Genomic DNA, 23,346 nt, shown 5'->3' on the forward strand with positions numbered 1-23,346 from the left:
CGACATGAGTCATGACGCGAGCGCGGCACTGAAAGAGGCGATGCCCCTCGTCGACATCCGGCACCTCGTGAAGTCGTATCGGCGCGGCGTGCAGACGGTGCCCGTGCTGTCGGACATCACGCTTGCCATTGGCGATGGCGATTTCATCGCGCTGATGGGGCCGTCCGGCTCGGGCAAGAGCACGCTGCTCAATCTGATCGCGGGCATCGACCGGCCGGACGGCGGCGAGCTGCGCGTCGGCGGCGTCGATATCACGCGGCTCTCCGAAGCGGCGCTTGCGCAGTGGCGCGCGGCGCACGTCGGCTTCATCTTCCAGTTCTACAACCTGATGCCTGTGCTGACGGCGTTCGAGAATATCGAGCTGCCGTTGATGCTCACGCGCCTGACGCGCAAGGACCGTCGCGAGCGCGTGGCGCTCGTGCTCGACATGGTCAATCTGTCGGACCGCGCGCATCATTATCCGTCGGAGCTGTCGGGCGGCCAGCAGCAGCGCGTCGCGATTGCCCGCGCGCTGATCACCGATCCGACGCTGATCGTCGCCGACGAACCGACGGGCGACCTCGACCGCGCGTCCGCCGAGGAAGTGCTGTCGATGTTGCAGCGGCTCAACCGCGAGCTGGGCAAGACCATCATTATGGTGACGCACGACGCACATGCGGCGGGCGCGGCAAGGGCGCTCGTGCATCTGGAGAAAGGGGAGCTGATCGATGGAACGGCTCGCTGAAATGCCCAATGAAGCGCGCAATCGCAGGCTGCCATGCATCTGCTGAAGCTGATCACGCGCAACGCGCTGCGTCACAAGCTGCGCACGATGCTGACCGTGCTCGGGCTGACGATCGCCGTGCTCGCGTATGGGCTGCTGCATACGGTGGTCGACGCGTGGTACGCGGGCGCGGCGGCGGCGTCGAATGCGCGGCTCGTCACGCGCAATGCGATCTCGCTCACGTTCCCGCTGCCGCTTAGCTACGAAAACCGCATTCGAGGCGTCGACGGCGTGACGATGGTCGCGCGTTCGAGCTGGTTCGGCGGCATCTATCGCGAGCCGAAAAACTTCTTCGCGCAGTTCGCCGTGTCGGATAACTATCTGGACCTGTACCCGGAATTCATTCTGCCCGCGCAGCAGCGCAGCGATTACGAACGTGACCGCAAGGGCTGTCTGATCGGCAGGCAGCTTGCGAACGCGTTTGGCTTCAAGGTCGGCGACGTGATCCCCATCAAGGGCACGATCTATCCGGGCACGTGGGAATTCACGGTGCGCGGCATTCTCGATGGGCGCGACGAATCGACGATCACGCGCCAGCTGATTTTTCACTGGGACTATCTGAACGAAACGGTGCGCAAGATGCCGGGGCGCAAAGCCGATCAGGTCGGCGTGTACGTGCTCGGCATCGCTAGCCCCGACGATGCCGCCGCGATCTCGCGCAACGTCGACGCCGTGTTCAAGAACTCGCTCGCCGAAACGCTCACGGAGACGGAGCAGGCATTCCAGCTCGGATTCGTCGCGATGTCGAATCAGATCATCGCGGCCATTCGTCTCGTGTCGTATGTGGTGATCGTGATCATCATGGCCGTGATGGCGAATGCAATGGCGATGAGCGCGCGCGAGCGCACCGTCGAATACGCGACGCTCAAGGCGCTCGGCTTCGGGCCTGGCTTTCTCGCGCTGCTGATGTTCGGCGAATCGGTGACGATCAGCGCGGTGGGCGGCGCGCTCGGCATGCTCGCGACGCCGCCCGCCGCGAGCTTCTTCAAGCAGGCGACGGGCGGCGTGTTTCCCGTGTTCGTCGTATCGCACCAGACGATGCTGTTGCAGGCCGCGTGCGCGCTCGCCGTCGGGCTCGCTGCCGCGATCATTCCGGCGATGCAGGCGGCGCGCGTGCGAATCGTCGAAGGCCTGCGGGCAATCGGCTAGAGGCGAGGTCTATCGTGGCGATCCCGCTCTCGTACATCGCTCGCAACCTGTGGACGCGCCGTCTGACCACGGCGCTCACCGCGAGTGGACTCGCGCTCGTCGTGTTCGTGTTCGCGACCGTGCTGATGCTCGATGCGGGCCTCAAGAAAACGCTCGTTTCGACGGGCGAAGAGGACAACGTCGTGGTGATCCGCAAGGGCGCCGAAACGGAAGTGCAGAGCGCGATCGACCGCGCTCAGGCCAACGTGATCGAAATGCATCCTGCCGTTGCGATGGGCAGCGATGGCAGGCGCATGGCGTCGAAAGAATCCGTCGTGCTGATTTCGCTGCTGAAGCTCAGCACGGGCAAACCGTCGAACGTCGTGATACGCGGCGTGTCGCCCGCCGGCATGAGCTTGCGGCCGCAAGTGAAGCTCGCGTCGGGGCGCATGTTCAGTCCCGGCTCGTCGGAGATCATCGTCGGCAGCGGCGTCGCGAAGAGCTTCAGCGGCACACAGCCGGGCGAGCATTTGCACTTCGCGCAGCGCGACTGGACGGTGGTCGGCACGTTCGATGCCGGTGGCAGCGGCTTCGATTCGGAAATCTGGGGCGACGTCGATCAGCTGATGCAATCGTTTCGCCGCACCAGTTATTCGTCGATGGTGGTGCGCCTTGCGCAGTCCGATCAGTTCGATGGCTTCAAACAGGATCTCGACGTCGATCCGCGCCTCGCCGATGAAGCGAAGCGCGAGCAGACGTTCTACAGCGACCAGTCGAAGGCGCTCTCGACGTTCATCAACATTCTCGGCTTCACGCTGTCGACGATCTTTTCGATCGCCGCGATGATCGGCGCGATGATCACGATGTATGCGTCCGTCGCGAATCGCGTGGCGGAGATCGGCACGTTGCGCGCGCTCGGCTTCAGGCGCTCGAACGTGCTCGCCGCGTTTCTCGTCGAAGCGATGTTGCTCGGATTCGTCGGCGGCATGGCGGGCCTGGGCTGCGCGGCCTTCATGCAGTTCGCGTCGTTTTCGACGACCAACTTCCAGACCTTCGCGGACCTGTCGTTCCGCTTCATCCTGACGCCCGCCATCGTCGTGAAGACGCTCGCGTTTTCGATGACGATGGGACTCGTCGGCGGATTCCTGCCCGCGATGCGCGCCGCGCGTATGAGCATCGTCGATGCCCTCCGCGCACGTTGAGCGCGTTTCGCTCCGCCGACGAGCGGAGCGTTACTTCGCCTTGTGCGCCTGCCGTTCGATATCGGCCCGCAAGCGGTCTTCCTGTTCGCGCAGCTCGGGCGTGAACTCGGCGCCGAAATCGTCGGCTTCGAATATCTGACGGATTTCGATTTCCGATTCGCCTTCCATCGGGTTCGGGCAGCGCCGGACCCATTCGACGGCTTCTTCCATCGACTTCACCTGCCACAGCCAGAAGCCGGCGATCAGTTCCTTCGTTTCCGCGAACGGACCGTCGATCACGGTGCGCTGCGGGCCCGAAAAGCGCACGCGCTTGCCACGCGAGCTGGGATGCAGGCCTTCGCCCGCGAGCATCACGCCCGCCTTCACGAGTTCTTCGTTGAAGTTGCCCATGGCGGCCAGAAGTTCGGTATCCGGCATCTTGCCGGCTTCCGAATCGCTCGTGGCCTTGACGATCACCATCACTTTCATCGTTGCTTCTCCTCGAATGGGTTGTCGAAGCCGCGATCAGGCGGCTTTCATCGTTACGACGATCGACGATAGCTGAAATCGACAGCGTGCGAACGTTTGACGATCGTCGGACGGGTTCAGTTCGCTCGCTCCGTTCGACGCGTTTTGTCCGCTGATTTCCGCTTCGGCGTCGATGTGCGTGGCGCTTTCGCCGCCGTCTTCTTCGATACAGCGGGCACCTGTTTCGCGCTCGCCTTGCGCCTGATCGTCGCGTCGGCCGCTTTTGCCGCTTCGGTCCGGTTCATGTCGGCCCATTCGCGGATCATCGCGATCAGTGCGCGCAATCCGGCGGGCACATGCCGCCGCCCCGGATAGTACAGGCACAGTCCGTCGAGCGGCGGCGTCCAGTCTTCGAGCACGCGCACGAGCCTGCCCGCTTCGAGATCCGCCGCGAGCGTCCATTCCGTCAGGTACGTGAGGCCGAGACCGGCGCGCGCGGCGGCGAGCATCAGGCCAGGTTCGTCGAGCGTGAGCGCGCCTTTGCCGTCGATGCGCAGCGTCTGTCCGTGGCGCTCGAATTCCCACTGATAGATCGCGCCGCTTGGCAGACGCGTGCGGATGCAGTCGTGCTGATGGAGATCGGCGGGCGTGCGCGGCGGCTTGTGCTGCGCGAAGTACGCGGGACTGCCCGCCACGGCGAAACGCTGCTTGTCGCCGAACGGCACGGCGATCATGTCTTGCGGTACCGTTTCCGCGAGACGGATGCCCGCATCGAACCCTTCGACCACGATGTCGATCAGCCGGCCTTCCGTGACGATGTCGAGCTTCATCTCCGGATAGCGCTGCAGAAACGCGATGAAAACGGGCATCGCCTGATGCGCGGCGCCCACCGATGTGTTGATGCGCAGCGTGCCGCTCGGCGTATCGCGGAAGCTGCCCGCCTGTTCGAGCGCGACGCGGATCGTCGAAAGCGCGGGCGCGACGCTGTCGACGAATTGAGCGCCCGCTTCGGACAGCGACACGCTGCGCGTCGTCCGGTTGAAGAGCCGCACGCCGATGCGCGCTTCGAGGGACGCGACGGCATGACTGAGCGCCGACGTCGACACGCCCAGATCATTGGCGGCCGCACGGAAGCTGCGATGACGCGAGACGGCCAGCACCGCTTCCAGTTCGCCGAGTCCTGTGGTTTTCATTATCCTGTTTCGCTCAATAGGTCATGCCTGATTGTACGGCTAGTCCGTTCAATGCGGCGCCGCTATCGTATGCCACTAAACGTGTGTTACGGGACAGACAGATGCAGACAATCGACAGGATCTATATCAACGGCGCGTTCGTCACGCCGCATGGCGAAGAGATGTTCGACCTCTTCAATCCGGCGACGGAGAGCGTGATCGGCCGCGTGCGTCTCGCCGACGCGAAGGATGCGCGCGATGCGATCGCGGCGGCGAAGCGCGCATTCGCGTCGTTTTCACGCACAGGCAAGCGCGAGCGCATCGACATGCTCAAGCGCATGCACGCCGCCATCGTTGCGAAAGAGGACGAGCTATACGAGGCGATCGTCGACGAATACGGCGCGCCCGTGTCGCGCGGCCGCTGGATGGCGCAGCATGCGAGCAGTGTGCTGCTCGAAGCGGCGAAGGTGCTGGAAGGCTACGAGTTCACGCGGCGCGCGGGCACGGCCGAAGTGACGATGGAGCCGCTCGGCGTCGCCGGCTTGATCACGCCCTGGAACAGCAACGCGGGCTTTATCTGCGGGAAGCTCGCGGCCGCGCTGGCGGCGGGCTGCACGGCCGTCATCAAGCCCAGTGAGATGAGCGCGATCCAGACGCGCATCGTGACGCAAGCGCTGCATGCAGCGGACTTGCCGCCCGGCGTGTTCAACATCGTCACGGGGCGCGGCGAGACCGTCGGCGCGCAGATCAGCTCGCATCCGGACGTCGCGAAGCTATCCTTCACGGGGTCGACGGCCGTCGGCAAGACGATCCTGCGCACGGGCGCCGACACGCTGAAGCGCGTGACGCTGGAACTCGGCGGAAAGTCACCCGTCGTCGTGCTCGACGACGCCGACTTCGATCAGATCGTGCCGCTCGCGATTCAGGCGGGCTTCATGAACAGCGGCCAGGCGTGCATCGCGGGCACGCGCATTCTCGTGCCGCAGCAGCGTCTCGCGGAGTTCGAGGCCCGCGTGCGCGACGAAGTGGCGCGTACGCAGTCAGGCGACCCGCGCGATCCACGCACGACGATCGGCCCGATGGTCAGCCAGAAGCAATGGGAGCGCGTGCAGCGCTATATCCGCATCGGCATCGACGAGGGCGCGCGTCTGATCGCAGGCGGCGAGGGGCGTCCCGATGGTCTCGATGCGGGCTGGTTCGTGCGGCCGACCGTCTTTACCGACGTCACCAACGACATGACGATCGCGCGCGAGGAAATCTTCGGCCCCGTGCTGTCGATCATCGCGTACCGCGATACCGAAGAAGCGATCGCAATTGCCAACGATACGAACTACGGCCTGCAGGCCTATGTGTTCTCGCAGGACGCAAAGCGCGCGCGGGACGTGGCGTCGCGCATTGTCGCGGGTCGCGTGCTCGTCAACACGCTTGCGCATGAGCCCGCCGCGCCGTTCGGCGGATTCAGGCAGTCGGGCATCGGGCGCGAGTACGGCACGTTCGGACTCGAAGCGTTTCTCGAACCGAAGGCGGTGCTCGGCGTGCTGTGAAGGGGGCATCACAGCACACTGATGCGGACTGCGGCGGTGAAGGACGATACGCCTTTCGCCGCGTTTCGTTGTGTGTCGCGCGCCGTGCCGCGCGTTAGCGTTCTGCGTCGGATAGTGGGAATGCAAGTGCGCTGCGCGTTTGCACAAACGTTCAAGACTGTGCGCAGTCGCGAGCACTACGCTGAGTCCCGTACGGATGATCCGGGTATTCAGCGCGAGGACGACATGTCGGCTTCAATCACGCATCAAGTGCTTCCCTCAATTCGCGAAGCCGTTTTTCCGGCCGATACGGCGCCTCTTGTCGCGATCGTTCGCGAGTACGTGCAATGGCTCGACATGGACCTGTCGTATCGCGGCTTCGAACGTGAAATGCAGTCTTTCGAGCAGACATACGCGTTGCCATCGGGCATGTTCTTCGTCGCGGAAGCAGACGGCGATTTAGCGGGCTGCGTGGGACTGCTGCGTCATTCAAATGAAATTGCCGAAGTGAAGCGGCTTTATGTGCGTCCTGCATATCGTGGTCTGTCGCTTGGAGAGCAACTCGTTGCATCGGTGATCGGCAAAGCGAAGGCGCTGGAATATGCGAAGCTCGTGCTCGATTCGGTTCCTCAAACGGCCTTCGCGCAGCGTTTGTACGAACGCATGGGGTTTACCGAAACGGCCGCCTACTATGCGAATCCCGTTGCAGGGACTCGCTTTCTCGAACTCGTTCTCTGAAGGGGAAGGAGGACGTGCTCGATCGCTCTCGATCTCACGCTGAGAGAGCATGAGCTTGCACCCGCGACGCAATTGACATTTGATGCAGACGGTTCGCGCTCGCGAGGCGTGCAATTGTCAAATGCAGCATCAGTCGATGCCAACGTGCATCGCTGTTTTCATATGAAGTATCAACCTCGGGCCAGAGTTGCCGTTATACATCGGCAGAGTCACCGGAACTGGCCTGAGCTAATAATGCTTTCCTCCCTAACGGATCGGACGTCCGACGCCGGATTGCAACACCGGTTTCACCGACGTTCACTGGAACATCAGCGACCCCTTGCGACCATGACGATGGCGTTTACCGTCGTCGCATTCGTGGCGTTCGCGTTCGCACGCTGCTTCGCGACGGGGCCGGCCGTGCCGCTCATCTGGCGGCTTGGGTGCGCCGCGTGCCTTGCGCTGCTCGTCGCCGCGATTGCCCGCGCGAAGACCACATCGCAATTCGGCGCGATCGGCGTCGCGTATATGCTCGTGCTGCTCGCGGGGCTCGCGTTGAATGTCGACGGGCTCGACGTGCCGTTGGTGTGGGTGCTGCCCGCAATGGTGGCGATTCCCGTCTGCGCGGCGCCGCTGTGGCTCAAGCCAATGCATTTTTTCATCGGCAGCGCGCTCTTTTGCGCAACGGGTGTGCCGCTGCTGATGAGCTTGCCGCGCGCGCAAGGCGATGCGAGCGTCGCGTGGTGGATGTGGCTCGCCATCGCGCTGCCGACGGCCGCCGTGTTTCATTTCGGCTTTTACCGCTTCAGACGCAATCACTTTCTGCTCGAAGACCGCCTCGCGCGCCTTGCCGCAACCGATCCGCTGACCGGACTGCACAACCGCCGTGCGTTTCTCGACCAGGCGGCGATGCGTCTGTCGAAGCTGGATGGCGATGCGACAGTGAGCGCCGTCTTTCTCGACATCGATCACTTCAAGTCGCTGAACGACCGGTTCGGCCATGCAGTCGGCGATCAGGCGCTGTCGAACGTCGCGCGCGTGCTGAAGGAGATGACGACGCCGGCCGACATCGTGGGCCGCATCGGTGGAGAAGAATTCGTGCTGCTGCACGACGCGGCCTTGCGTCCCGCCGCGCAGCTCGCTGAAACGTTGCGCAGCGCGATCGGCCGCATTGCGCGTCCCGATGGCCTCTTGAGCGCGAGCTTCGGCGTTGCGCAATACCGGCGCGGCGAGAGCATGATGGCGCTGCTCGATCGCGCCGACGAGGCCTTGCTGCGAGCGAAGCATACGGGGCGCGACTGCGTGTGCGTCGAACGCGCGGCGCCCGTCGATCCCGTGCGTCTCACATGGGCGCATGATCTCGTGGACGGCGCGTCGTCGGAGCCGCTTCGCCAGTTGTGGGACGATTTCTGGCTGAACTCGCACTTCCAGCCGCTCTACAGCCTTTCGCACCAGAAGCAGGTTGGTTTCGAGGCGTTGTTGCGCGGCGAGCGCGAGGACGGCTCGCACGTGCCGCCCGCCGTGCTGTTCTCGCCGAGGCCGTTCAGCGATCAGGGCGATCTCGACCGCACGAGCCACGCATTGCATCTCGGTAATGCGCGCCGCCTGATTCCCGACGACGCATGGCTCTTTCTCAACATCCTGCCTGCCACTTTCATCGCCGACGGCTATGCCGGTCAGCTTGCGCAGCTCGTAGGCTCAGCGGGGCTCGCGCCGGATCGCGTGGTGCTCGAACTGCTGGAGTCGCACGGCGGCAGCGTCGACGACATGTCGCGCGCGGCAGGGCAGTATCGCGAGCACGGCTTTCTGATTGCCGTCGACGATTTCGGCGCGGGCCACTCGAACCTCGATCGTCTGCTGCGCATCCGGCCCGATCTCGTGAAGCTCGACGGCGAGCTGATACGCGCAACAAGCCCGGGCGTCGAGCAGCCGATCTTGCCGAAGCTCGTCTCGCTGCTGCATCAGGCGGGCATGCTGGTCGTGGTGGAAGGCGTCGAGACGACGGAGCAGCTGATTCTCGCCGTCGAATCGAACGTCGACTTCGCGCAAGGCTTTCTGCTTGGCCGGCCGTCGCCGTCCATCACGCCGCCCGATGCCGTGCACCGGCGCATCGATCACGCATTCGATGTGATCGCGCAAGGGCGCGCGCATCAGCATGCGCTGTTCGAATCGGAAGTGCGGCCGTACCGGCAGGCGCTCGATGCGGGCGTCGACGCATGGCTCAAAGGCGTGCCGCTCGACGAAGCGTTCCGCGATCTTGCGCAACTGGAGCTATGCGTCAGCTGCTTCGTGCTCGACGATACGGGGCGGCAGATCGGACAGGAAGTGATGGGCAGGGCGTCGGCGGTCGAAGGCGGGTCGCTGTATCCCGTCGCGAATCCGCGCGATGCGCGCTGGGATCATCGGCCGTATTTCCGCAATGCCGTGCTGCGTCCGGGCGTGCCCGTCACGAGCAGCCCGTATCTGTCGCTCGCGAGCGGCAGGCCGTGCATCGCGGTGACGGTCGCGTTGCAGTCGCCCGAGGGGCGCTGCGTGGTCGGCGCGGAACTGGACTGGTCGCTGCGGCGTCTGCCGTGGCCGACGGCCGAGCAATGGTGATACGTCGCGCGCGCTAGCGCTCCAGCGCATCGATGCGTTGATGCGCTAGCGCAGTTGCGCGAGCAGCGCGCGTGCCTGTTCGTGGATATCGGCGTCCGTGGGTCGAAGCGCGAAGCGCATCGACTCCGGCAACTGCGCGTAATGCTTGCCAGTGCTGCGCGAGTAGGCGGGATCGTAGTGCAGGTCGATCAACTGCTCGAAGAGTTCGACGCGTTTGTCCTCGTCGATCATTGTCTGCCATTCAACGATTCTCGCGCGACCGTGCAACTCGATGAGCTTCGCGAGTTGCGCCTTGAAGAACTCGCGGTTGTCGAACAGGTGCGCATAGTCTTGCAGCAGCAGGCGGATGCGCTCGCCGCGCTCCGTTTCCACCCGGATGCACGTGCCGCGATGAATCTGCTCCGTCAACGAGACGGGCAGCGATACGGAACCGATGCGCCGGCTTTCCGCTTCGACGAATACGGGCCGATCCGGGTCGAACCCGCGCAACGCCGATACAAGCGCAGTATCGAAGGCCTTCTGCGAAGGTTGCGCCTCGTTCGGCAGCATGCCGAGAATCGAACCGCGATGCGATGCGAGCCCTTCGAGATCGAGCGTTTGCGCATCGGTTTCGGCAAGGGCGTTCAGGAGCCGCGTCTTGCCGCTGCCCGTATGGCCCGCGAGAACCACGTAGCGGAATTGCCCCGGCAGCGTGTCGAGCGACTCGACGACGGCGTGCCGGTAGCTCTTGTAGCCGCCGTCCAGTTGCCGCGCGCGCCAGCCGATCAGGTTGAGCCAGGTTGTCATCGACCCCGAGCGCTTGCCGCCGCGCCAGCAGTAGACGAGCGGCCGCCAGTTGCGCGGACGGTCCGCAAAGGTCGTTTCGAGGTGCGCGGCGATGTTGCGCGACACCATGGCCGCGCCTTGCCGGGTCGCCTCGAACGGCGACACCTGCTTGTACATCGTGCCGACGATGACGCGTTCCTCATTGGACAGCACGGGCGCATTGATTGCGCCGGGAATGTGGTCTTCGGCGAATTCGAGCGGCGTGCGGACATCGACGATTTCGTCGAACTCCGATATCTGGTCGAGCGGGGCGAGAAGCGATTTCAAGGGTTGGGGCACACGGGCCGTCGCGGCGCGACGTAATACGCAATTATCGCATGTCGGCGTTTTTGCCCCGTTTTTGCCGGCCTTTTCCGTGTTCGAACAGCGACAGAGCGTCGCGCGCAAATGCCTCACGTTATGATGTAAACTGCCAGCAAGCGATGAAAGCTGATATGCATCACTGGAATTGCCGTTTCATGCACGGTCAACGTACCCTTGGGGAGGGCCAACATGTCAATCTCGTCGGTATTGAACTGGTGTTTCGGGAACCCGAGCCATCACGTCGGGGCCGCGGATGACCGCGCGAAGGGCGACGGCGAAACGAGCCGCGGTGATCGCAGTGCGCGGGAGCAACAGGACGATCGGCGAGCGGCGCTTGGCGAGCTGCAACGGCAGGCCTATTTCCAGCAGTTGCTGCGGCTCACCTGCGCGGACGTGATGCGCAAGCCACCCGTCACCGTGACCCTCGACGATACGATCGGCGCAGCGTTGAAGGTGCTCGATTCGCACCATATCAAGCTGCTTCCCGTCGTCGATGCAGAGGGCTGTCTGAAAGGCGTGGTGACGCATGTCGACTTGCAGCCGCTCGATGCAGTCCTGCCTTTCCTCAAGCTCGCATCCGATACCACCGTGCCCGAGAGCGAGCGGCGCCAGCGGCCCGTGACCACGGTGATGTCGCGCCAGGTCCGCTGCGTGGCGGAAACGACGCCGCTTACCGATGTCATTCCGCTCTTCACGCAAAAAGAAGGGCATCACCACCTGCCCGTGTTGGGCGAGGGCGGCCGTGTGGTCGGCGTGCTCACACAGGCCGACATCATGAAGATCATGTGCGGGCAATGAGCGGCTGCTAAGCCACCCATAAGCGATTAATCAGCAATAAATCAGCGCGCTTACGCGCTCAACCGGCACATCGACTCGCTGCGCGCGGCCAGTTGCGCCACGCCTTCTCCGATCGCCCCGCCTATCAGAATCACGGCCGGGCTCGCAATGTTTTCCGACGCGGCACGCGCCGCAATCTCGCCGAGCGTCGCGCACACGCGCTTTTCGCGCGACGTGCCGGCCCACTGCACGACGGCGGCGGGCGTGTCGACGGGCAGCGTCTTGCCGAGCGCTTCGCTGATGCCTTCGATGCGGCTCGCGCCCATGTAGATCGCGAGCGTCATGCCCGTTGCCGCGAGCTTTTCCCAGTCGGGTTCGCTGCCGTCGCGCAGATGCGCCGTCACGAAGATCACGCCCTGGCAATGATCGCGATGCGTGAGCGACACGCCGAGTCCCGCCGCCGCCGCAAAGCCGGACGAAATCCCGTTGACGATATCGACGTCGATTCCCGCGCTGCGCAGATCGGCGATCTCTTCGCCCGCGCGGCCGAACAGCAGTGCATCGCCACCCTTGATCCGCACGACGTGCCGGCCTTGCAGCGCATAGCGGCGCATCAGGCGCTGGATGAACGCTTGCGGCGTCGACTTGCAGCCGCCGCGCTTGCCGACCTTGATCACGCGCGCATGCGCCGCCTTCAGCGTCGTGATCTCGTCATTGACGAGATCGTCGATCAGCAGCACGTCGGCGGCCGCGATGGCCTTCGCCGCCCTGAAGGTGAGCAGGTCGAGATCGCCGGGTCCCGCGCTGACCAGTGTGACTTTGCCCGTGTTCATCCGTTTCTCCATCGCGTGTGTTCGTCAGTCGATGCCGCCAATGCAAACGGCGTCCCGCTCGTGCTTGCACGAAGGGGACGCCGCTGTCCTGTCTGCTTTCTTAACCTGTTTCAGTGGGGCTGCTCGCCCGGACCGGATGCCGGCGCCTTTGCCGGCGAACGGTGTTACCGCAAGAACGAGGCCAGTCGCCGAAACGCTCGAGGCGTTCATGCGTGCAAGGCGCGGCAGGCTTCGTTGCGAGCGGGCGAATCGAGTGTGCGATGCATTGCGTCTGATGATTGGATCGCGCCTTGTAGCGCACCCGTGCAGTGCTGCGGCGCACCACGAAAGTGCTTTCGAGCATCATCATGATTCGCCGCGCGGGGCTGCTTTCAAGGCAAATGAATCGCCACATCGCCTGCTCGCGCGGCTGTCCGCCGAAATGTCGCGCATGGCATATGACTTGCTGCATCGAACTGCCGCAGCGTCAACGACGAGCCGCGCCGCAGCAAACCTTCGTAGCATTCCGCAGCATCGAATTGGACAACGGCGTCCCCTCGGTCTGGTCTTCGAACCGGACTGGCGGGACGCCGTTGGCGTTTACTCTCGCGCGTTCTTCGCGTCGAATGCACACGAACGCGGCATGACAAGCACCTGGAGACGAAATGAAGCAGCGCCTCTCGACGTTGATCGACTTCTTCACCCGCGATCGCGTGCCCGTGGCCGCCCCCGCGAGCGAAGAAGAGGATAGCCGCCAGCGTCATGGCGCGAGCATGCGTCCCGAACGGCTCAGGGAGCGGCGCGGGACGCGCGCGCGGATGCAGCGCGGCGATGCGCGCAGAATGGTTCGCGCGACGGTTTGTGTGCGAAGAACGGCTTCGACGCTGAACGTTGCATGATTGTTTGCTACTGTTGATCGATCCGCGCCGCGTGCGTTTTCCAGAGCCACGAGAGAGGACCATCATCATGCAGACGTTCGAATGCGTATTGCCCGCTGCCGCCGCGCTTGGCGAGTGTCCACGCTGGGATGAGCGCCGCGCGAAGCTGTGGTGGGTCGATATCCAGGCGCCCGCGCTGCACGGTTTCGATCCGAAGACAGGGCAGGACGTGGCGATTCCGATGCCCGAGAACATCGCGTGCTTTTCGCTGACGGAAGACGACAGTTTCATTGCCGGCATGCGCACGGGCATCTTTCTGCTGGACGCGAAAGGGCAGGTCGTGCGCAAGCTCTGCGCGAACCCGGAGAACCCCGCGACGAGCCGCTTCAACGATGGCCGCTGCGATGCGCATGGCCGGTTCTGGCTCGGCACGCTCGACGAACCCAAGGCGGGCAATGCCGCATCGTTGTATCGCTATGCAAACGGCGAGCTGACGAAGATCGACGCGGGGCTGCTGACGTCGAACGGCATGGCGTTCAGTCCCGACTACCGTTGGTGTTATCACTCGGATACGCCGCGCTTCACGATCTACCGGCACCCGTACGACGTCGACAACGGCGAGGTCGGACCGCGCGAAGACTGGGTGAAGTTCGAGCCGACGCCGACGGATCGCGGGCGTCCCGATGGTGCGTCAGTGGATAGCGAAGGCTGCTACTGGTCCGCGCTGTACGAAGGCGGACGGGTCGTGCGCATTTCGCCGGAAGGCAAGGTCGTCGGCGAATATCCGCTGCCGGCGCGCTGCCCGACGATGTGCGCGTTCGGCGGCGACGATCTGCGCACGCTCTATGTGACCACCGCGCGCCAGGGCCGTCCCGCCGAGGAACTCGAACAGTATCCGCAATCGGGCGGGGTCTTTGCGATGCGTGTATTCGTGCCGGGGCTGATCGAAAAGCGCAGCGCGTTGCGCGTGACGGATTGAATGGGCGATCGCGCACGCGTCGAACCCGGCGCTGCGTTCACGATGCTTCGTGTCGCGTCTGTCGCAGACGGACGGGCCGCGCGCGAGGTTGCCGTTATCATATGCGGCTGATAAAGAACGCGACCCCAAACGATCAGCATGTCCAGCACTCCACGCAGCACCAGACGCGCCATCGAAACACGCAACGCGCTCGCGGGACCGCCGCGCATGTCGGATGTCGCGGCGCTCGCGGGCGTATCGAAGATGACGGTGTCGCGTGTGCTCGCCGGCCGCGGCGTGGCGCCCGCCACACGCGAGCGCGTGCAGCGGGCCATCGACGAACTCGGCTACGTCGCGGATGCTGCGGCGGGCGCGTTGTCGTCGGGCCGTTCGGCGTTCGCCGCGGTGCTCGTGCCGTCGCTTGCCAGTTCCAACTTCTCCGACACCGTGCGCGGGCTCACGGCCGCGCTCGAGCCGCAAGGGCTGCAACTGCTGATCGGCGATACGGACTACGATCTCGAACGCGAAGAGCGGCTCGTGCGCTCGATGCTGCGCCATCAGCCGCGCTGCATCGCGCTGACGGGTGCGCAGCATACGAACGGGACACGCGAGCTGTTGTTGCGCTCGGGCGTGCCCGTCGTCGAGATGTGGGATTTGCCCGCCTCGCCGATCGATGCGGCCGTGGGCTTTTCCAACGCGAAGGCCGCGCGCGAGATGGTCCGCTATCTGGTTGAGCGCGGCTATCGGCGCATCGGCTTTCTCGGCGGCGCGAGCGAGCTCGACCGGCGCGGCCTCGACCGCCTGAAGGGCTATCTGCAGGAAGTGAAGGCGCAGGGCCTGGGCGAGCCGCGCGTCGTGCGTCTCGGCGAGTCGCCCGTCACGATGAGCCACGGCGCGCCCGCACTCGATGCGCTGTTGCGTCAATGGCCCGATACGGATGCCGTGATGTGCGTGAGCGACATGTCCGCGTTCGGCGCGATCATGCAATGCCACCGGCGCGGCCTGTCGGTGCCGGGCGACATCGCCGTCGCAGGTTTCGGCAATTTCGAAGTGGCCGCGTGCTGCGCGCCCACCATCACGACGATTTCCGTCGACGCGTACGGCATCGGCACGCGCACGGGCGAAGCGTTGCTGGCCGCGCTCGCGGCACAGGACGGCGCGGCAGGATCGACGCGCGCTTCGGCGCGCAAGAGCGTGAAGATCGACTTCAGCGTGATCGCGCGCGAGAGCGCGTAGCACGCTTTTCATCGGACCATCGGCCTGTCGCGCATGGCAAGGCGCAGGGGCCGTACATCATCGGAGGATCGCCTGTCATGACCGCATCGACCGAAACGAACTATCTGCCCGACGACCTCGGCCGCGCGCTGCTGATCGGCCGCGTGTGGCGCAAGACGCCGCGTTATGAAGGCCCGAGCGTCGTCGCCGTGCGCAACGGCGACGTGTTCGACATCACGGCAAGCGCGCCGACCACGGCCGATCTGTTCGAACGCGACGATGCCGTCGATGTCGCGCGCAATGCGCCGGGCGAGCGTCTGGGCACGGCGGCGGAGCTGATCGCGGCGAGTCTCGCGGCCGATCCGGCTGCGCCCGTGTATCTGCTCGCGCCGTGCGACGTGCAGCCGATCAAGGCATGTGGCGTGACGTTCGCGGTGAGCCTGATCGAGCGCGTGATCGAAGAGCAGGCGGGCGGCGATCCGGCGAAAGCGGATGAAGTGCGGCAGACCATCGCGACGCTGATCGGCGCGGACCTGTCGAAGATCGAGCCGGGCTCGGAAGCGGCGGCGCGCCTGAAGGAGGAGCTCGAACGGAGGGGCGCGTGGTCGCAATACATGGAAGTGGGCATCGGCCCCGATGCGGAAGTGTTCTCGAAGTCGCAGCCGATGTCGTCGGTCGGTTTCGGCGATGACGTCGGCTTGCTGGCGGCATCGACATGGAACAACCCCGAGCCGGAAATCGTGCTCGCCGTCAACAGCAAGGGGACGGTCGTGGGCGCGACGCTCGGCAACGACGTGAACCTGCGCGACATCGAAGGGCGCTCGGCGCTGCTGCTCGGCAAGTGCAAGGACAACAACGGCTCGTGTGCGATCGGGCCGTTCGTGCGGCTCTTCGACGGCGAATTCACGCTCGATTCCGTGCGGCGCGCGAGCGTCGCGCTGCGCGTCGAAGGCATCGACGACGGCTTTCTGCTCGAAGGCGTGAGCCATATGTCGGAGATCAGCCGCGATCCCGCCGATCTCGTCGCGCAGACGTGCGGCCGGCATCATCAGTATCCCGATGGCTTCATGCTGTTTCTCGGCACGATGTTCTCGCCGATCAAGGACCGCGATGCAAAGGGCGGCGGCTTCACGCATCACCTCGGCGACATCGTGACGATCTCGACGCCGCAACTCGGCGCGTTGCGCAATACCGTGCAGCTGTGCACGGAAATCACGCCGTGGACGTTCGGCGTGCGCGCGCTGTATGCGAATCTCGCCGCGCGTGGGCTGCTCGGCTCGGGCGCGCAGTAGTGGGCGTGGTAGTTGGCGAATGTCAAATGGTGCGAAGGGGAATGGAGGAAACGTTTGCGAGTCTCACTCATTAGGCACGCAAGCTTCGATACGCTGAGGATGGCAAAGTTAAACGCATTGCGTTCATTCTTCCCTGATTAAATGTATGCGCAAAGGCCTAAAGATCTGCGATTCGGCGTCGATATATAGGCAAGAATAAAAGGTGCGTCGAGCGCCTGTGTAGTCGAACTGCACGCCAGGTACTTCGGTGCCTGGCGTTTTTTCTTGGCAGAACGCTTGCCAGAACGTTTCCCAGAGCCATAGCCCGCTTGCCGCATCCCGTTCATCGAATACGCTTAGAATGCGTACTGGTAGCGCGTTCGACCCGTCGAGACGAACCGTGAGAAGAACAAGACGCACCGATAGCGTCATCATCAACGGAGAGGATGTTGTGCATTTTCTGAATAGCACGGTTGCCAGGGCAAATGGAGTCGGGCTCAAGCTGTGTATCGCGGCGGCACTGTGCATGGGCGCGGCCGCCTATGGGGCGACGAATGCATCGAAAAATGCAACGACGAATGCCGCCTCCAAAGCCGTCGAGCCGGAAGCGTCGGGCACGACGTCCATGCCGGAACACGTCACCGCAGACGATCCCGTGAAGGTGCGCGATGCGCTCGCTGGCCAGATGCCCGCTGCCGCGACGCAATCGCTCAGCGAGCGCATTCGCAATCTCGCGCGTCAGCCGTTCGATCGCATCTTTCACGGCCATGCGGCGACCACGGAGAACGGACAGCGCACGTTCCTGTTCATGATCCCCGCGCCGCACGGCATTCTGTACCGCTCGGCGACGCATCGCCTGAGCGTGAACGTGCCGCTTGCCAGCGATGAGCATCCTGAGGCGATCCAGCTCTATCTGAACATCGTCGGCCCGAGGGGGCGCGGGCTCGTGATCGCGCCTGACGCGAAGGCCAAGGGCTTCATCCAGAACATCGACCTGATCCAGCTGAAGACTGAAGGTGCGGCGAAAACCGTCGCGCGCGGCCGCCTGATGCTTTCGCAAGAGGCGTTCGAAAACGCCGGCGACAACTTCGCGATCGTGCTCGTCTGCACGCTGGAGCCGCCGTATCTGACTGAGACAAGCGAGCACAGCGATCCGACCGACGAAGAGCCCACCGACATCACCCGTCGAACCTCCACGCTTCACGCAAGCGTTCAGGCCGTCTGGCTCGTGAACCAGAAGGACGGCTCCGTGCTGGGGAAAGGGCTGAGCCTCGCGAAGTAGCGCACCGAAAAGCACGCCCATGTACCCTTCCGCGACGGTTTGTTTCTGATGCGGTAAGGTATGTCGCTTCTCACAGTAGCGGCAGTCCCTCGCAACATTTCACATCGGAGAATAACTATGAAGGCAAAGTGGGCAGCGGTTCTGATCGCGGCGTCGACGGTCGGCGTGTTTTCGGGTCAAGCCAGCGCACAGGTGGCGGGCGCACAGACCATCGGCGTGAGCGTCGAGCAGGAATCGATCATCATCAACGGCTGGAGCGCGAAGAAGAGCCTGCTGGGCAAGCCGATCTACAACGAGCAGGGCCAGAAGGTCGGCGTGCTGCACGACATCATCATTTCGCCGGACAACGCGGCCTCGTTTGCAGTCGTCGCCGCGCATCAGTTCCTTGGCGTGTCGCAGCACGATGTCGCGATTCCGATGGCGCAACTCGACTATACGGGTGGCAAGCTGGTATGGGCTGGCGCTACGAAAGACGCGGTGAAGGCGATTCCCGCGTTCCAGTATGCGAAAGTGCGCGCGACGCCGATGGCTCGCAAGGAGTACGGCGAGCATCACTGATGCGTTGATTGCATCAGATGCACTCGTGACGCACGCGTTGAGGGTGCAATAAAAAACGCGCGGCAGCCCAGGGCTGTCGCGCGTTTTGTTGTCGCGTGCCGCACGTCACGGAGACGCGCAGCTTCGAGTCGTTAGCCGCGTTCGAGGAACGGGCGCAGCTTGTCCGCGCGGCTCGGGTGATTGAGCTTGCGGATCGCCTTGCCTTCGATCTGTCGAATACGCTCGCGCGTCACGTCGAACTGGCGGCCCACTTCTTCGAGCGTCAGTTCCGATGCCGTGTCGATGCCGTAGCGCATGCGCAGTACCTTCGCTTCGCGCGGCGTGAGCGCGTCGAGTGCTTCGTCGATCGCGCGGCGCATGTTCGCGTGCACGGCGGCATCGGCGGGCGACGTCGCGGACGTGTCCTCGATCATGTCGCCGAGTGTCGTGTCGGCATCTTCACCGACGGGCGAATCGAGCGACGCCGGATTCTTCGCGATCTTCAGGATGCTGCGGATCTTCGCCTCGGGCATGTCCATGCGCTCGGCGAGCACGGACGGATGCGGCTCCTGGCCCGTCTGCTGGACGATCTCGCGCTGAATGCGGTTCAGCTTGTTGATCGACTCGATCATGTGGACAGGCACGCGGATCGTGCGCGCCTGGTCCGCGATCGCGCGCGTGATGGCCTGACGCACCCACCACGTCGCGTACGTCGAGAACTTCCAGCCACGGCGGTATTCGAACTTGTCCACGGCCTTCATTAGGCCGATGTTGCCTTCCTGGATCAGATCGAGGAAGTGCATGCCGCGATTGACGTACTTCTTCGCGATCGAAATGACGAGACGCAGGTTCGCTTCGATCATCTCGCGCTTGGCCTGGCGCATCTTCGATTCCGCCGAGTTCAGCTGCTTGTTGATCTGCTTGAGCTGTTGCAGCGGCAGCGCGATCGCGGCTTCGATATCGACGAGCTTCTGCTGCTCGGCCTGAATCGCGGGCAGGTGACGCTCGAGCGCCGGACCATACGCCTTCGACTTCGCGGCCGTGCGCGTCGTCCATTCGAGATCGGTCTCGTTGCCGGGGAACGATTCGACGAACGCTTCGCGCGGCATGTCGCAGCGGTCGACCGCGATCGAGAGGATGTTGCGTTCGATCGCGCGAACCTGCGCGACCTGAGCCTGCACGTCCGCGCACAGCCGGTCGATGGTCTTCGCGGTGAAGCGGATCGGCGTGAGTTCCTGCTGGATCGACTCGCGCAGGTTCGCGATGGCCGTTGCGCGGCGCTTGTCCGTGACGGGCATGTCGGGCACGCTCGCGAACAGCGCGCGCACGCGCTCGAAAATCGCGAGGCTGTCCGCCGTCAGCTGTTCGAGGCGCGCGGCGTTGGCCTTTTCGCCGCTGTCGTCGGAGAGATCGCCGTCTTCGTCATCCGAATCTTCGTCCGATGCGCTCGCTTCGAGTTCTTCTTCCGCGGCGGCGTCGGCTGCTTCGTCGTCCATCTCGGCGGCTTCGCTGGTGTCGCTGATGCCGTCGACCAGTTCGTCGATGCGGATTTCGCCCGCGACGACGCGGTCCACGTCCGAGAGAATCGTCGAGATGATGGACGGGCACATTGCGATGGCTTGCACCATGTCCTGCAGGCCGCCTTCGATGCGCTTCGCGATTTCGATTTCGCCGGCGCGCGTGAGCAGCTCGCTCGCGCCCATTTCGCGCATGTACATGCGGACGGGGTCGGTCGTGCGGCCGAATTCCGAGTCGACGGTGGACAGCGCGACTTCTGCTTCTTCATCGGCCTGATCGTCCGATGCGGCAGCCGACGGGCCGTCGTTCAACAACAGCGTTTCCGCGTCGGGCGGCGTTTCGTACACGGAGACGCCCATTTCGCCGAACGTGCTGACGATGGTTTCCATCGCGGCCGTTTCGGTGAAATTGTCGGGGAGGTGGTCGTTGATGTCGGCGTGCGTCAAATAGCCGCGCTCGCGGCCTAGCGCGATCAGCGCGCGCATCTGACGTTGACGTTCTTCAGCGAGGGATTCCAACAGGGCCGCGTCTTGCGGCACGACGGCGGGTTGGGCCTTCGCCTTTGCGGCGCGCTTCGGCGCCTTCGGTGCGGTGGTTTCGAACTGGGAGTTATCCCGGTCAAGCTTTGCCAATACGTTCTCCTCGGCAGGCTGTTTCGCTTCCCCGCGCGCACGCGCGCGGCAGGCAGCGTGACCTGTCGGATCGTGAGGAAGGGCGGGGTGTTGCACGAATCGATTGACGCGGAACGATGCGCTGGAGGCCGCCGAAGCGCACTGAAATGCCCGTGCGTTCGCTGGACCCTTCGCGCGGTGCCTTCCAGTTAGGACGCAATTCGACGCGTGCGAAAAAAGTGAATCTGTGAGTATAGCAGAAAAGTGGTGCAGCGCACCACTTTATGTAGCATGAAATGCGCCGCCGTGGTGCGGTGGGGGCGTCATTGCCTTCTGGAAAGGTCCGCCGCGACGATGCCCGCGAGCGCCGCGACCACCAGGCAGCCGACCGTCAGCAACGTCTTGGCGACGGCCATCGACACATGTTCCGGTCCGATGACGGCAAACGCGCCGACCAGCAGCCCGATGGCCGACAGCGCGAACATCGCCCACGGCGTGCCGCCATGCGCGACCTTGTCTTCGCGCGCGGCAGAAGCCGCGTCCTGCGCGTTGTCCTGCTCCGGAATGATGGAAGGCGTGGGCACGGCGCGCGTTTTCGACGAAGAGGAAATGGAAGTTATCTTATGCGACGCATCGTTCACTTCGACTACGTGTTGCTTTCGGATCGTTGACTGAAACGCGCGCGTAGGCTGCTGCGGGCGGCCGCGCACCATCCATCATGTTATGAGATGTCCTCGCCGGCGTCAGCCGAGGGACGCGGCTGCGTGCAGAAGTACAACGCCTGTCAGGCGCGAATGGTTTACACGCGGGAGCGGGGCGCCATTATCGAATGACGCCCTGCATTCAGCCGATGATATTGACCCCGCCGTCGACGAACACCGTGTTGCCCGTCACGCGCCTCGCGTAGGGTGTCGCGAGGAACGCGCACGTGTAGCCGACGTCCATGATGTCGACGAGTTCGCCGATGGGCGCTCGCGCGGCCGCTTCGTTGAGCAGCAGATCGAAGTCCTTGAGGCCGGACGCAGCGCGCGTCTTTAGCGGCCCCGGCGAAATTGGATGCACGCGGATGTGCTTCGGCCCGAGCTCGTGCGCGAGGTAGCGGCACGACGCTTCGAGCGCCGCTTTCACGGGGCCCATCAGATCGTAGTTCGGCACGACACGCGTCGCGCCCAGATAGCTCATTGCGAACATCGAGCCGCCTTCGTCCATCAGCGGCGCGGCGAGGCGCGCCATGCGGATGAACGAATGGCACGAGATGTCCATCGCCACCGAAAAGCCTTCCGGCGAGCTGTTCAGCAAGCCGCCTTGCAGATCGGCTTTCGGCGCGAACGCGATCGAATGCACGGCGACGTCGAGCCGTCCCCATGTATCGCGGACCGCGTCGAAGACGGCTTCGAGCTCGCCGGGCTTCGACACATCGAGCGGCAGCAGCATCGACGCGCCGAGTTCCTGCGCGAGCGGCTCGACGTAGCCCTTCGCCTTGTCGTTCAGATACGTGATGGCCAGCTCCGCGCCGAGTTCGCGAAACGCGCGCGCGCAGCCATAGGCGATGGAGTGCTCATTGGCGATCCCGATGATCAGGACCTTGCGCTGCGCGAGCGGCTGACCCGTTGGCTTGTCCATGCTTAACCCTCCAGCCGGCTGAGCGCATGCCGGGCGATCATCAGTTCTTCGTTGGTCGGAATGACCCAGACGTCGACGGCGCTTTTCGCATCGCTGATGCGCGGACCGTGACGCGCGTTCGCCTCTTCGTCGAGCGAGACGCCGAGCCATGCCGCCAGCTCGCAGACGCGCTTGCGCACGGCGTCAGCGTATTCGCCGATGCCTGCCGTGAACACGATCGCATCGAGTCCGCCGAGCGCCGCCGCGAGCGAGCCGAGCTCGCGCGAGATGCGGTAGCAGAACAGCTCGACGGCTTCGGCGGCTCTCGGGTCGGCGCTTGCGAGCAGCGTGCGCATGTCGCTGGAGATGCCGGATACGCCGAGCAGGCCCGAGCGCGTGTACAGCAGCGATTCGATCGCGCGTGCATCCATGTTCGCTTCTTCGAGCATCCACAGCACGACGCCGGGATCGAGGCTGCCCGAGCGCGTGCCCATCACGAGCCCTTCGACGGCCGTGAAGCCCATCGTGCTCGCGATGCTCTTGCAGCGATCGAAGGCCGTCATGCTCGCGCCGTTGCCCAGGTGCAGCACAACGGTCTTGCCTTGCGCCGCGCGTTCGTCGCAGTCCGGCAGCACGCTCGCGATGTATTCGTACGACAGCCCGTGAAAGCCGTAGCGTCTGACACCCCGGCTCGTGATGTCGGGCGGCAGCGCGAAGCGTGTCGCGACGGCCGGCTGCGTGTGATGAAACGCGGTGTCGAAGCACGCGATCTGCGGCACGTTTGCGTTGCGCGCCATGATTGAGCGGATCGCCGCGAGATTGTGCGGCTGATGCAGCGGCGCGAGCGGTACGAGCGTTTCGAGTTCTTCCATCACGTGCGCATCGATGCGCACAGGCTCCGAATAGCGGTCGCCGCCATGCACGACACGATGGCCGACCGCGCGCAAGGTCGCGCGGCCCTCGCCATGACTGCGCAGCCAGTCGAGCAGAAACGCGATCGCGTTGTCATGTCCGAGCCGCTCGCCCTCCGGCCAGCTCTTGTCTTCGAGCACTTCGCCGCTTTGCCGCTTCGCGATGAAATGCGGATTCGAATAGATCTCTTCGATCTTGCCGCCCGCAATGGGATCGAGCTGCGCGCCGTTCACGGCGAACGCATGAAACTTGATGCTCGACGATCCAGCGTTGATGACGAGGATGACGTCCATGC

At 64.2% G+C, this 23,346-nt stretch carries 21 protein-coding genes; 13 read left to right on the forward strand and 8 right to left on the reverse strand.

Annotated features, from left to right (window positions below; genetic code table 11):
- Window positions 1-4: 4 nt before the first annotated feature.
- From GCT13_RS05425 to GCT13_RS05435, 3 genes are read left to right on the forward strand one after another with little or no spacing between them, the layout of a single operon-like run.
- Window positions 5-724: an ABC transporter ATP-binding protein gene (locus GCT13_RS05425; protein WP_227746731.1), complete on the forward strand. Its 720-nt coding sequence runs from the start codon at window positions 5-7 to the stop codon at window positions 722-724.
- A 33-nt stretch (window positions 725-757) separates the two neighbouring features.
- Window positions 758-1,912, forward strand: a complete 1,155-nt coding sequence (locus tag GCT13_RS05430; RefSeq protein ID WP_152755718.1) for an ABC transporter permease — start codon at window positions 758-760, stop codon at window positions 1,910-1,912.
- A gap of 14 nt (window positions 1,913-1,926) precedes the next feature.
- Window positions 1,927-3,093, forward strand: coding sequence for an ABC transporter permease (locus GCT13_RS05435; protein ID WP_321574200.1), 1,167 nt, complete (start codon window positions 1,927-1,929; stop codon window positions 3,091-3,093).
- Window positions 3,094-3,123: 30 nt separating this feature from the next.
- Here the strand turns inward: GCT13_RS05435 and GCT13_RS05440 are convergent, their stop codons facing one another.
- Both GCT13_RS05440 and GCT13_RS05445 read right to left on the reverse strand, forming a co-directional pair.
- Entirely contained in the window at window positions 3,124-3,561 is a 438-nt protein-coding gene (locus GCT13_RS05440; RefSeq protein ID WP_152755719.1) for a YciI family protein, read from the reverse strand.
- Window positions 3,562-3,677: 116 nt separating this feature from the next.
- Window positions 3,678-4,733: a LysR family transcriptional regulator gene (locus tag GCT13_RS05445; RefSeq protein WP_227746726.1), complete on the reverse strand. Its 1,056-nt coding sequence runs from the start codon at window positions 4,731-4,733 to the stop codon at window positions 3,678-3,680.
- 101 nt (window positions 4,734-4,834) lie between these two features.
- Here GCT13_RS05445 and GCT13_RS05450 point away from each other — a divergent pair, with 101 nt between their 5' ends.
- From GCT13_RS05450 to GCT13_RS05460, 3 genes are all read left to right on the forward strand, one after another.
- On the forward strand, window positions 4,835-6,256 hold the full coding sequence (locus GCT13_RS05450) for an aldehyde dehydrogenase family protein (protein WP_152755720.1): 1,422 nt from the start codon (window positions 4,835-4,837) through the stop codon (window positions 6,254-6,256).
- 225 nt (window positions 6,257-6,481) lie between these two features.
- Entirely contained in the window at window positions 6,482-6,973 is a 492-nt protein-coding gene (locus GCT13_RS05455) for a GNAT family N-acetyltransferase (RefSeq protein ID WP_152755721.1), read from the forward strand.
- Between the two features lie 234 nt (window positions 6,974-7,207).
- The gene (locus GCT13_RS05460; protein ID WP_152755722.1) at window positions 7,208-9,550 is read left to right on the forward strand and encodes a bifunctional diguanylate cyclase/phosphodiesterase; all 2,343 of its coding nucleotides are present in this window, start codon (window positions 7,208-7,210) and stop codon (window positions 9,548-9,550) included.
- 45 nt (window positions 9,551-9,595) lie between these two features.
- On the opposite strand, the gene mnmH is transcribed toward GCT13_RS05460, so the two are convergent.
- The gene (gene mnmH, locus GCT13_RS05465) at window positions 9,596-10,642 is read right to left on the reverse strand and encodes a tRNA 2-selenouridine(34) synthase MnmH (RefSeq protein WP_152755723.1); all 1,047 of its coding nucleotides are present in this window, start codon (window positions 10,640-10,642) and stop codon (window positions 9,596-9,598) included.
- A 225-nt stretch (window positions 10,643-10,867) separates the two neighbouring features.
- On the opposite strand from mnmH, the gene GCT13_RS05470 reads away from it, so the two are divergent.
- The gene (locus GCT13_RS05470) at window positions 10,868-11,476 is read left to right on the forward strand and encodes a CBS domain-containing protein (protein WP_152755724.1); all 609 of its coding nucleotides are present in this window, start codon (window positions 10,868-10,870) and stop codon (window positions 11,474-11,476) included.
- A gap of 50 nt (window positions 11,477-11,526) precedes the next feature.
- On the opposite strand, the gene cobA is transcribed toward GCT13_RS05470, so the two are convergent.
- Window positions 11,527-12,288: a uroporphyrinogen-III C-methyltransferase gene (cobA, locus tag GCT13_RS05475; RefSeq protein WP_152755725.1), complete on the reverse strand. Its 762-nt coding sequence runs from the start codon at window positions 12,286-12,288 to the stop codon at window positions 11,527-11,529.
- A 644-nt stretch (window positions 12,289-12,932) separates the two neighbouring features.
- Here cobA and GCT13_RS05480 point away from each other — a divergent pair.
- The 6 genes from GCT13_RS05480 (at window position 12,933) to GCT13_RS05505 (ending at window position 18,429) form a co-directional block, all read left to right on the forward strand.
- Window positions 12,933-13,166 carry a hypothetical protein gene (locus GCT13_RS05480; RefSeq protein WP_152755726.1) on the forward strand — a complete coding sequence of 78 codons (234 nt, stop codon included), beginning with the start codon at window positions 12,933-12,935 and terminating at the stop codon, window positions 13,164-13,166.
- Window positions 13,167-13,233: 67 nt separating this feature from the next.
- Window positions 13,234-14,124 carry an SMP-30/gluconolactonase/LRE family protein gene (locus tag GCT13_RS05485; protein WP_152755727.1) on the forward strand — a complete coding sequence of 297 codons (891 nt, stop codon included), beginning with the start codon at window positions 13,234-13,236 and terminating at the stop codon, window positions 14,122-14,124.
- Between the two features lie 207 nt (window positions 14,125-14,331).
- A complete protein-coding gene (locus GCT13_RS05490; protein ID WP_152756104.1) occupies window positions 14,332-15,339 on the forward strand; it encodes a LacI family DNA-binding transcriptional regulator in 1,008 nt (335 codons plus the stop codon).
- A gap of 77 nt (window positions 15,340-15,416) precedes the next feature.
- Window positions 15,417-16,610: a fumarylacetoacetate hydrolase family protein gene (locus tag GCT13_RS05495; protein WP_152755728.1), complete on the forward strand. Its 1,194-nt coding sequence runs from the start codon at window positions 15,417-15,419 to the stop codon at window positions 16,608-16,610.
- Window positions 16,611-16,989: 379 nt separating this feature from the next.
- The gene (locus GCT13_RS05500; protein WP_321574201.1) at window positions 16,990-17,871 is read left to right on the forward strand and encodes a hypothetical protein; all 882 of its coding nucleotides are present in this window, start codon (window positions 16,990-16,992) and stop codon (window positions 17,869-17,871) included.
- A 117-nt stretch (window positions 17,872-17,988) separates the two neighbouring features.
- Window positions 17,989-18,429, forward strand: a complete 441-nt coding sequence (locus GCT13_RS05505) for a PRC-barrel domain-containing protein (RefSeq protein ID WP_152755732.1) — start codon at window positions 17,989-17,991, stop codon at window positions 18,427-18,429.
- Window positions 18,430-18,560: 131 nt separating this feature from the next.
- Here the strand turns inward: GCT13_RS05505 and rpoD are convergent, their stop codons facing one another.
- The 4 genes from rpoD to GCT13_RS05525 form a co-directional block, all read right to left on the reverse strand.
- Complete coding sequence (gene rpoD, locus GCT13_RS05510) at window positions 18,561-20,558, reverse strand: RNA polymerase sigma factor RpoD (protein ID WP_152755734.1); 1,998 nt, start codon at window positions 20,556-20,558, stop codon at window positions 18,561-18,563.
- 302 nt (window positions 20,559-20,860) lie between these two features.
- The gene (locus tag GCT13_RS05515; protein ID WP_227746727.1) at window positions 20,861-21,121 is read right to left on the reverse strand and encodes a hypothetical protein; all 261 of its coding nucleotides are present in this window, start codon (window positions 21,119-21,121) and stop codon (window positions 20,861-20,863) included.
- Window positions 21,122-21,380: 259 nt separating this feature from the next.
- Window positions 21,381-22,160, reverse strand: coding sequence for an enoyl-ACP reductase FabI (gene fabI / locus GCT13_RS05520; protein WP_152755736.1), 780 nt, complete (start codon window positions 22,158-22,160; stop codon window positions 21,381-21,383).
- Between the two features lie 2 nt (window positions 22,161-22,162).
- The gene (locus GCT13_RS05525; protein ID WP_152755738.1) at window positions 22,163-23,344 is read right to left on the reverse strand and encodes an acetate/propionate family kinase; all 1,182 of its coding nucleotides are present in this window, start codon (window positions 23,342-23,344) and stop codon (window positions 22,163-22,165) included.
- Window positions 23,345-23,346 lie beyond the last annotated feature (2 nt).

Source organism: Paraburkholderia franconis, assembly GCF_009362735.1.
In the GTDB taxonomy this organism is placed as follows: Bacteria; Pseudomonadota; Gammaproteobacteria; order Burkholderiales; family Burkholderiaceae; genus Paraburkholderia; species Paraburkholderia franconis.

Coding starts and splice junctions, on each gene's coding strand:
- GCT13_RS05450 (WP_152755720.1), top strand. CDS start 4,835: ATGCAGACAATCGACAGGATCTATATCAACGGCGCGTTCGTCACGCCG.
- GCT13_RS05485 (WP_152755727.1), top strand. CDS start 13,234: ATGCAGACGTTCGAATGCGTATTGCCCGCTGCCGCCGCGCTTGGCGAG.
- fabI (WP_152755736.1), bottom strand. CDS start 22,160: ATGGACAAGCCAACGGGTCAGCCGCTCGCGCAGCGCAAGGTCCTGATC.
- GCT13_RS05495 (WP_152755728.1), top strand. CDS start 15,417: ATGACCGCATCGACCGAAACGAACTATCTGCCCGACGACCTCGGCCGC.
- GCT13_RS05490 (WP_152756104.1), top strand. CDS start 14,332: ATGTCGGATGTCGCGGCGCTCGCGGGCGTATCGAAGATGACGGTGTCG.
- GCT13_RS05460 (WP_152755722.1), top strand. CDS start 7,208: ATGCTTTCCTCCCTAACGGATCGGACGTCCGACGCCGGATTGCAACAC.
- cobA (WP_152755725.1), bottom strand. CDS start 12,288: ATGAACACGGGCAAAGTCACACTGGTCAGCGCGGGACCCGGCGATCTC.
- GCT13_RS05430 (WP_152755718.1), top strand. CDS start 758: ATGCATCTGCTGAAGCTGATCACGCGCAACGCGCTGCGTCACAAGCTG.
- GCT13_RS05445 (WP_227746726.1), bottom strand. CDS start 4,733: ATGAAAACCACAGGACTCGGCGAACTGGAAGCGGTGCTGGCCGTCTCG.
- GCT13_RS05440 (WP_152755719.1), bottom strand. CDS start 3,561: ATGAAAGTGATGGTGATCGTCAAGGCCACGAGCGATTCGGAAGCCGGC.
- GCT13_RS05470 (WP_152755724.1), top strand. CDS start 10,868: ATGTCAATCTCGTCGGTATTGAACTGGTGTTTCGGGAACCCGAGCCAT.
- GCT13_RS05480 (WP_152755726.1), top strand. CDS start 12,933: ATGAAGCAGCGCCTCTCGACGTTGATCGACTTCTTCACCCGCGATCGC.
- GCT13_RS05525 (WP_152755738.1), bottom strand. CDS start 23,344: ATGGACGTCATCCTCGTCATCAACGCTGGATCGTCGAGCATCAAGTTT.
- GCT13_RS05505 (WP_152755732.1), top strand. CDS start 17,989: ATGAAGGCAAAGTGGGCAGCGGTTCTGATCGCGGCGTCGACGGTCGGC.
- GCT13_RS05425 (WP_227746731.1), top strand. CDS start 5: ATGAGTCATGACGCGAGCGCGGCACTGAAAGAGGCGATGCCCCTCGTC.
- GCT13_RS05455 (WP_152755721.1), top strand. CDS start 6,482: ATGTCGGCTTCAATCACGCATCAAGTGCTTCCCTCAATTCGCGAAGCC.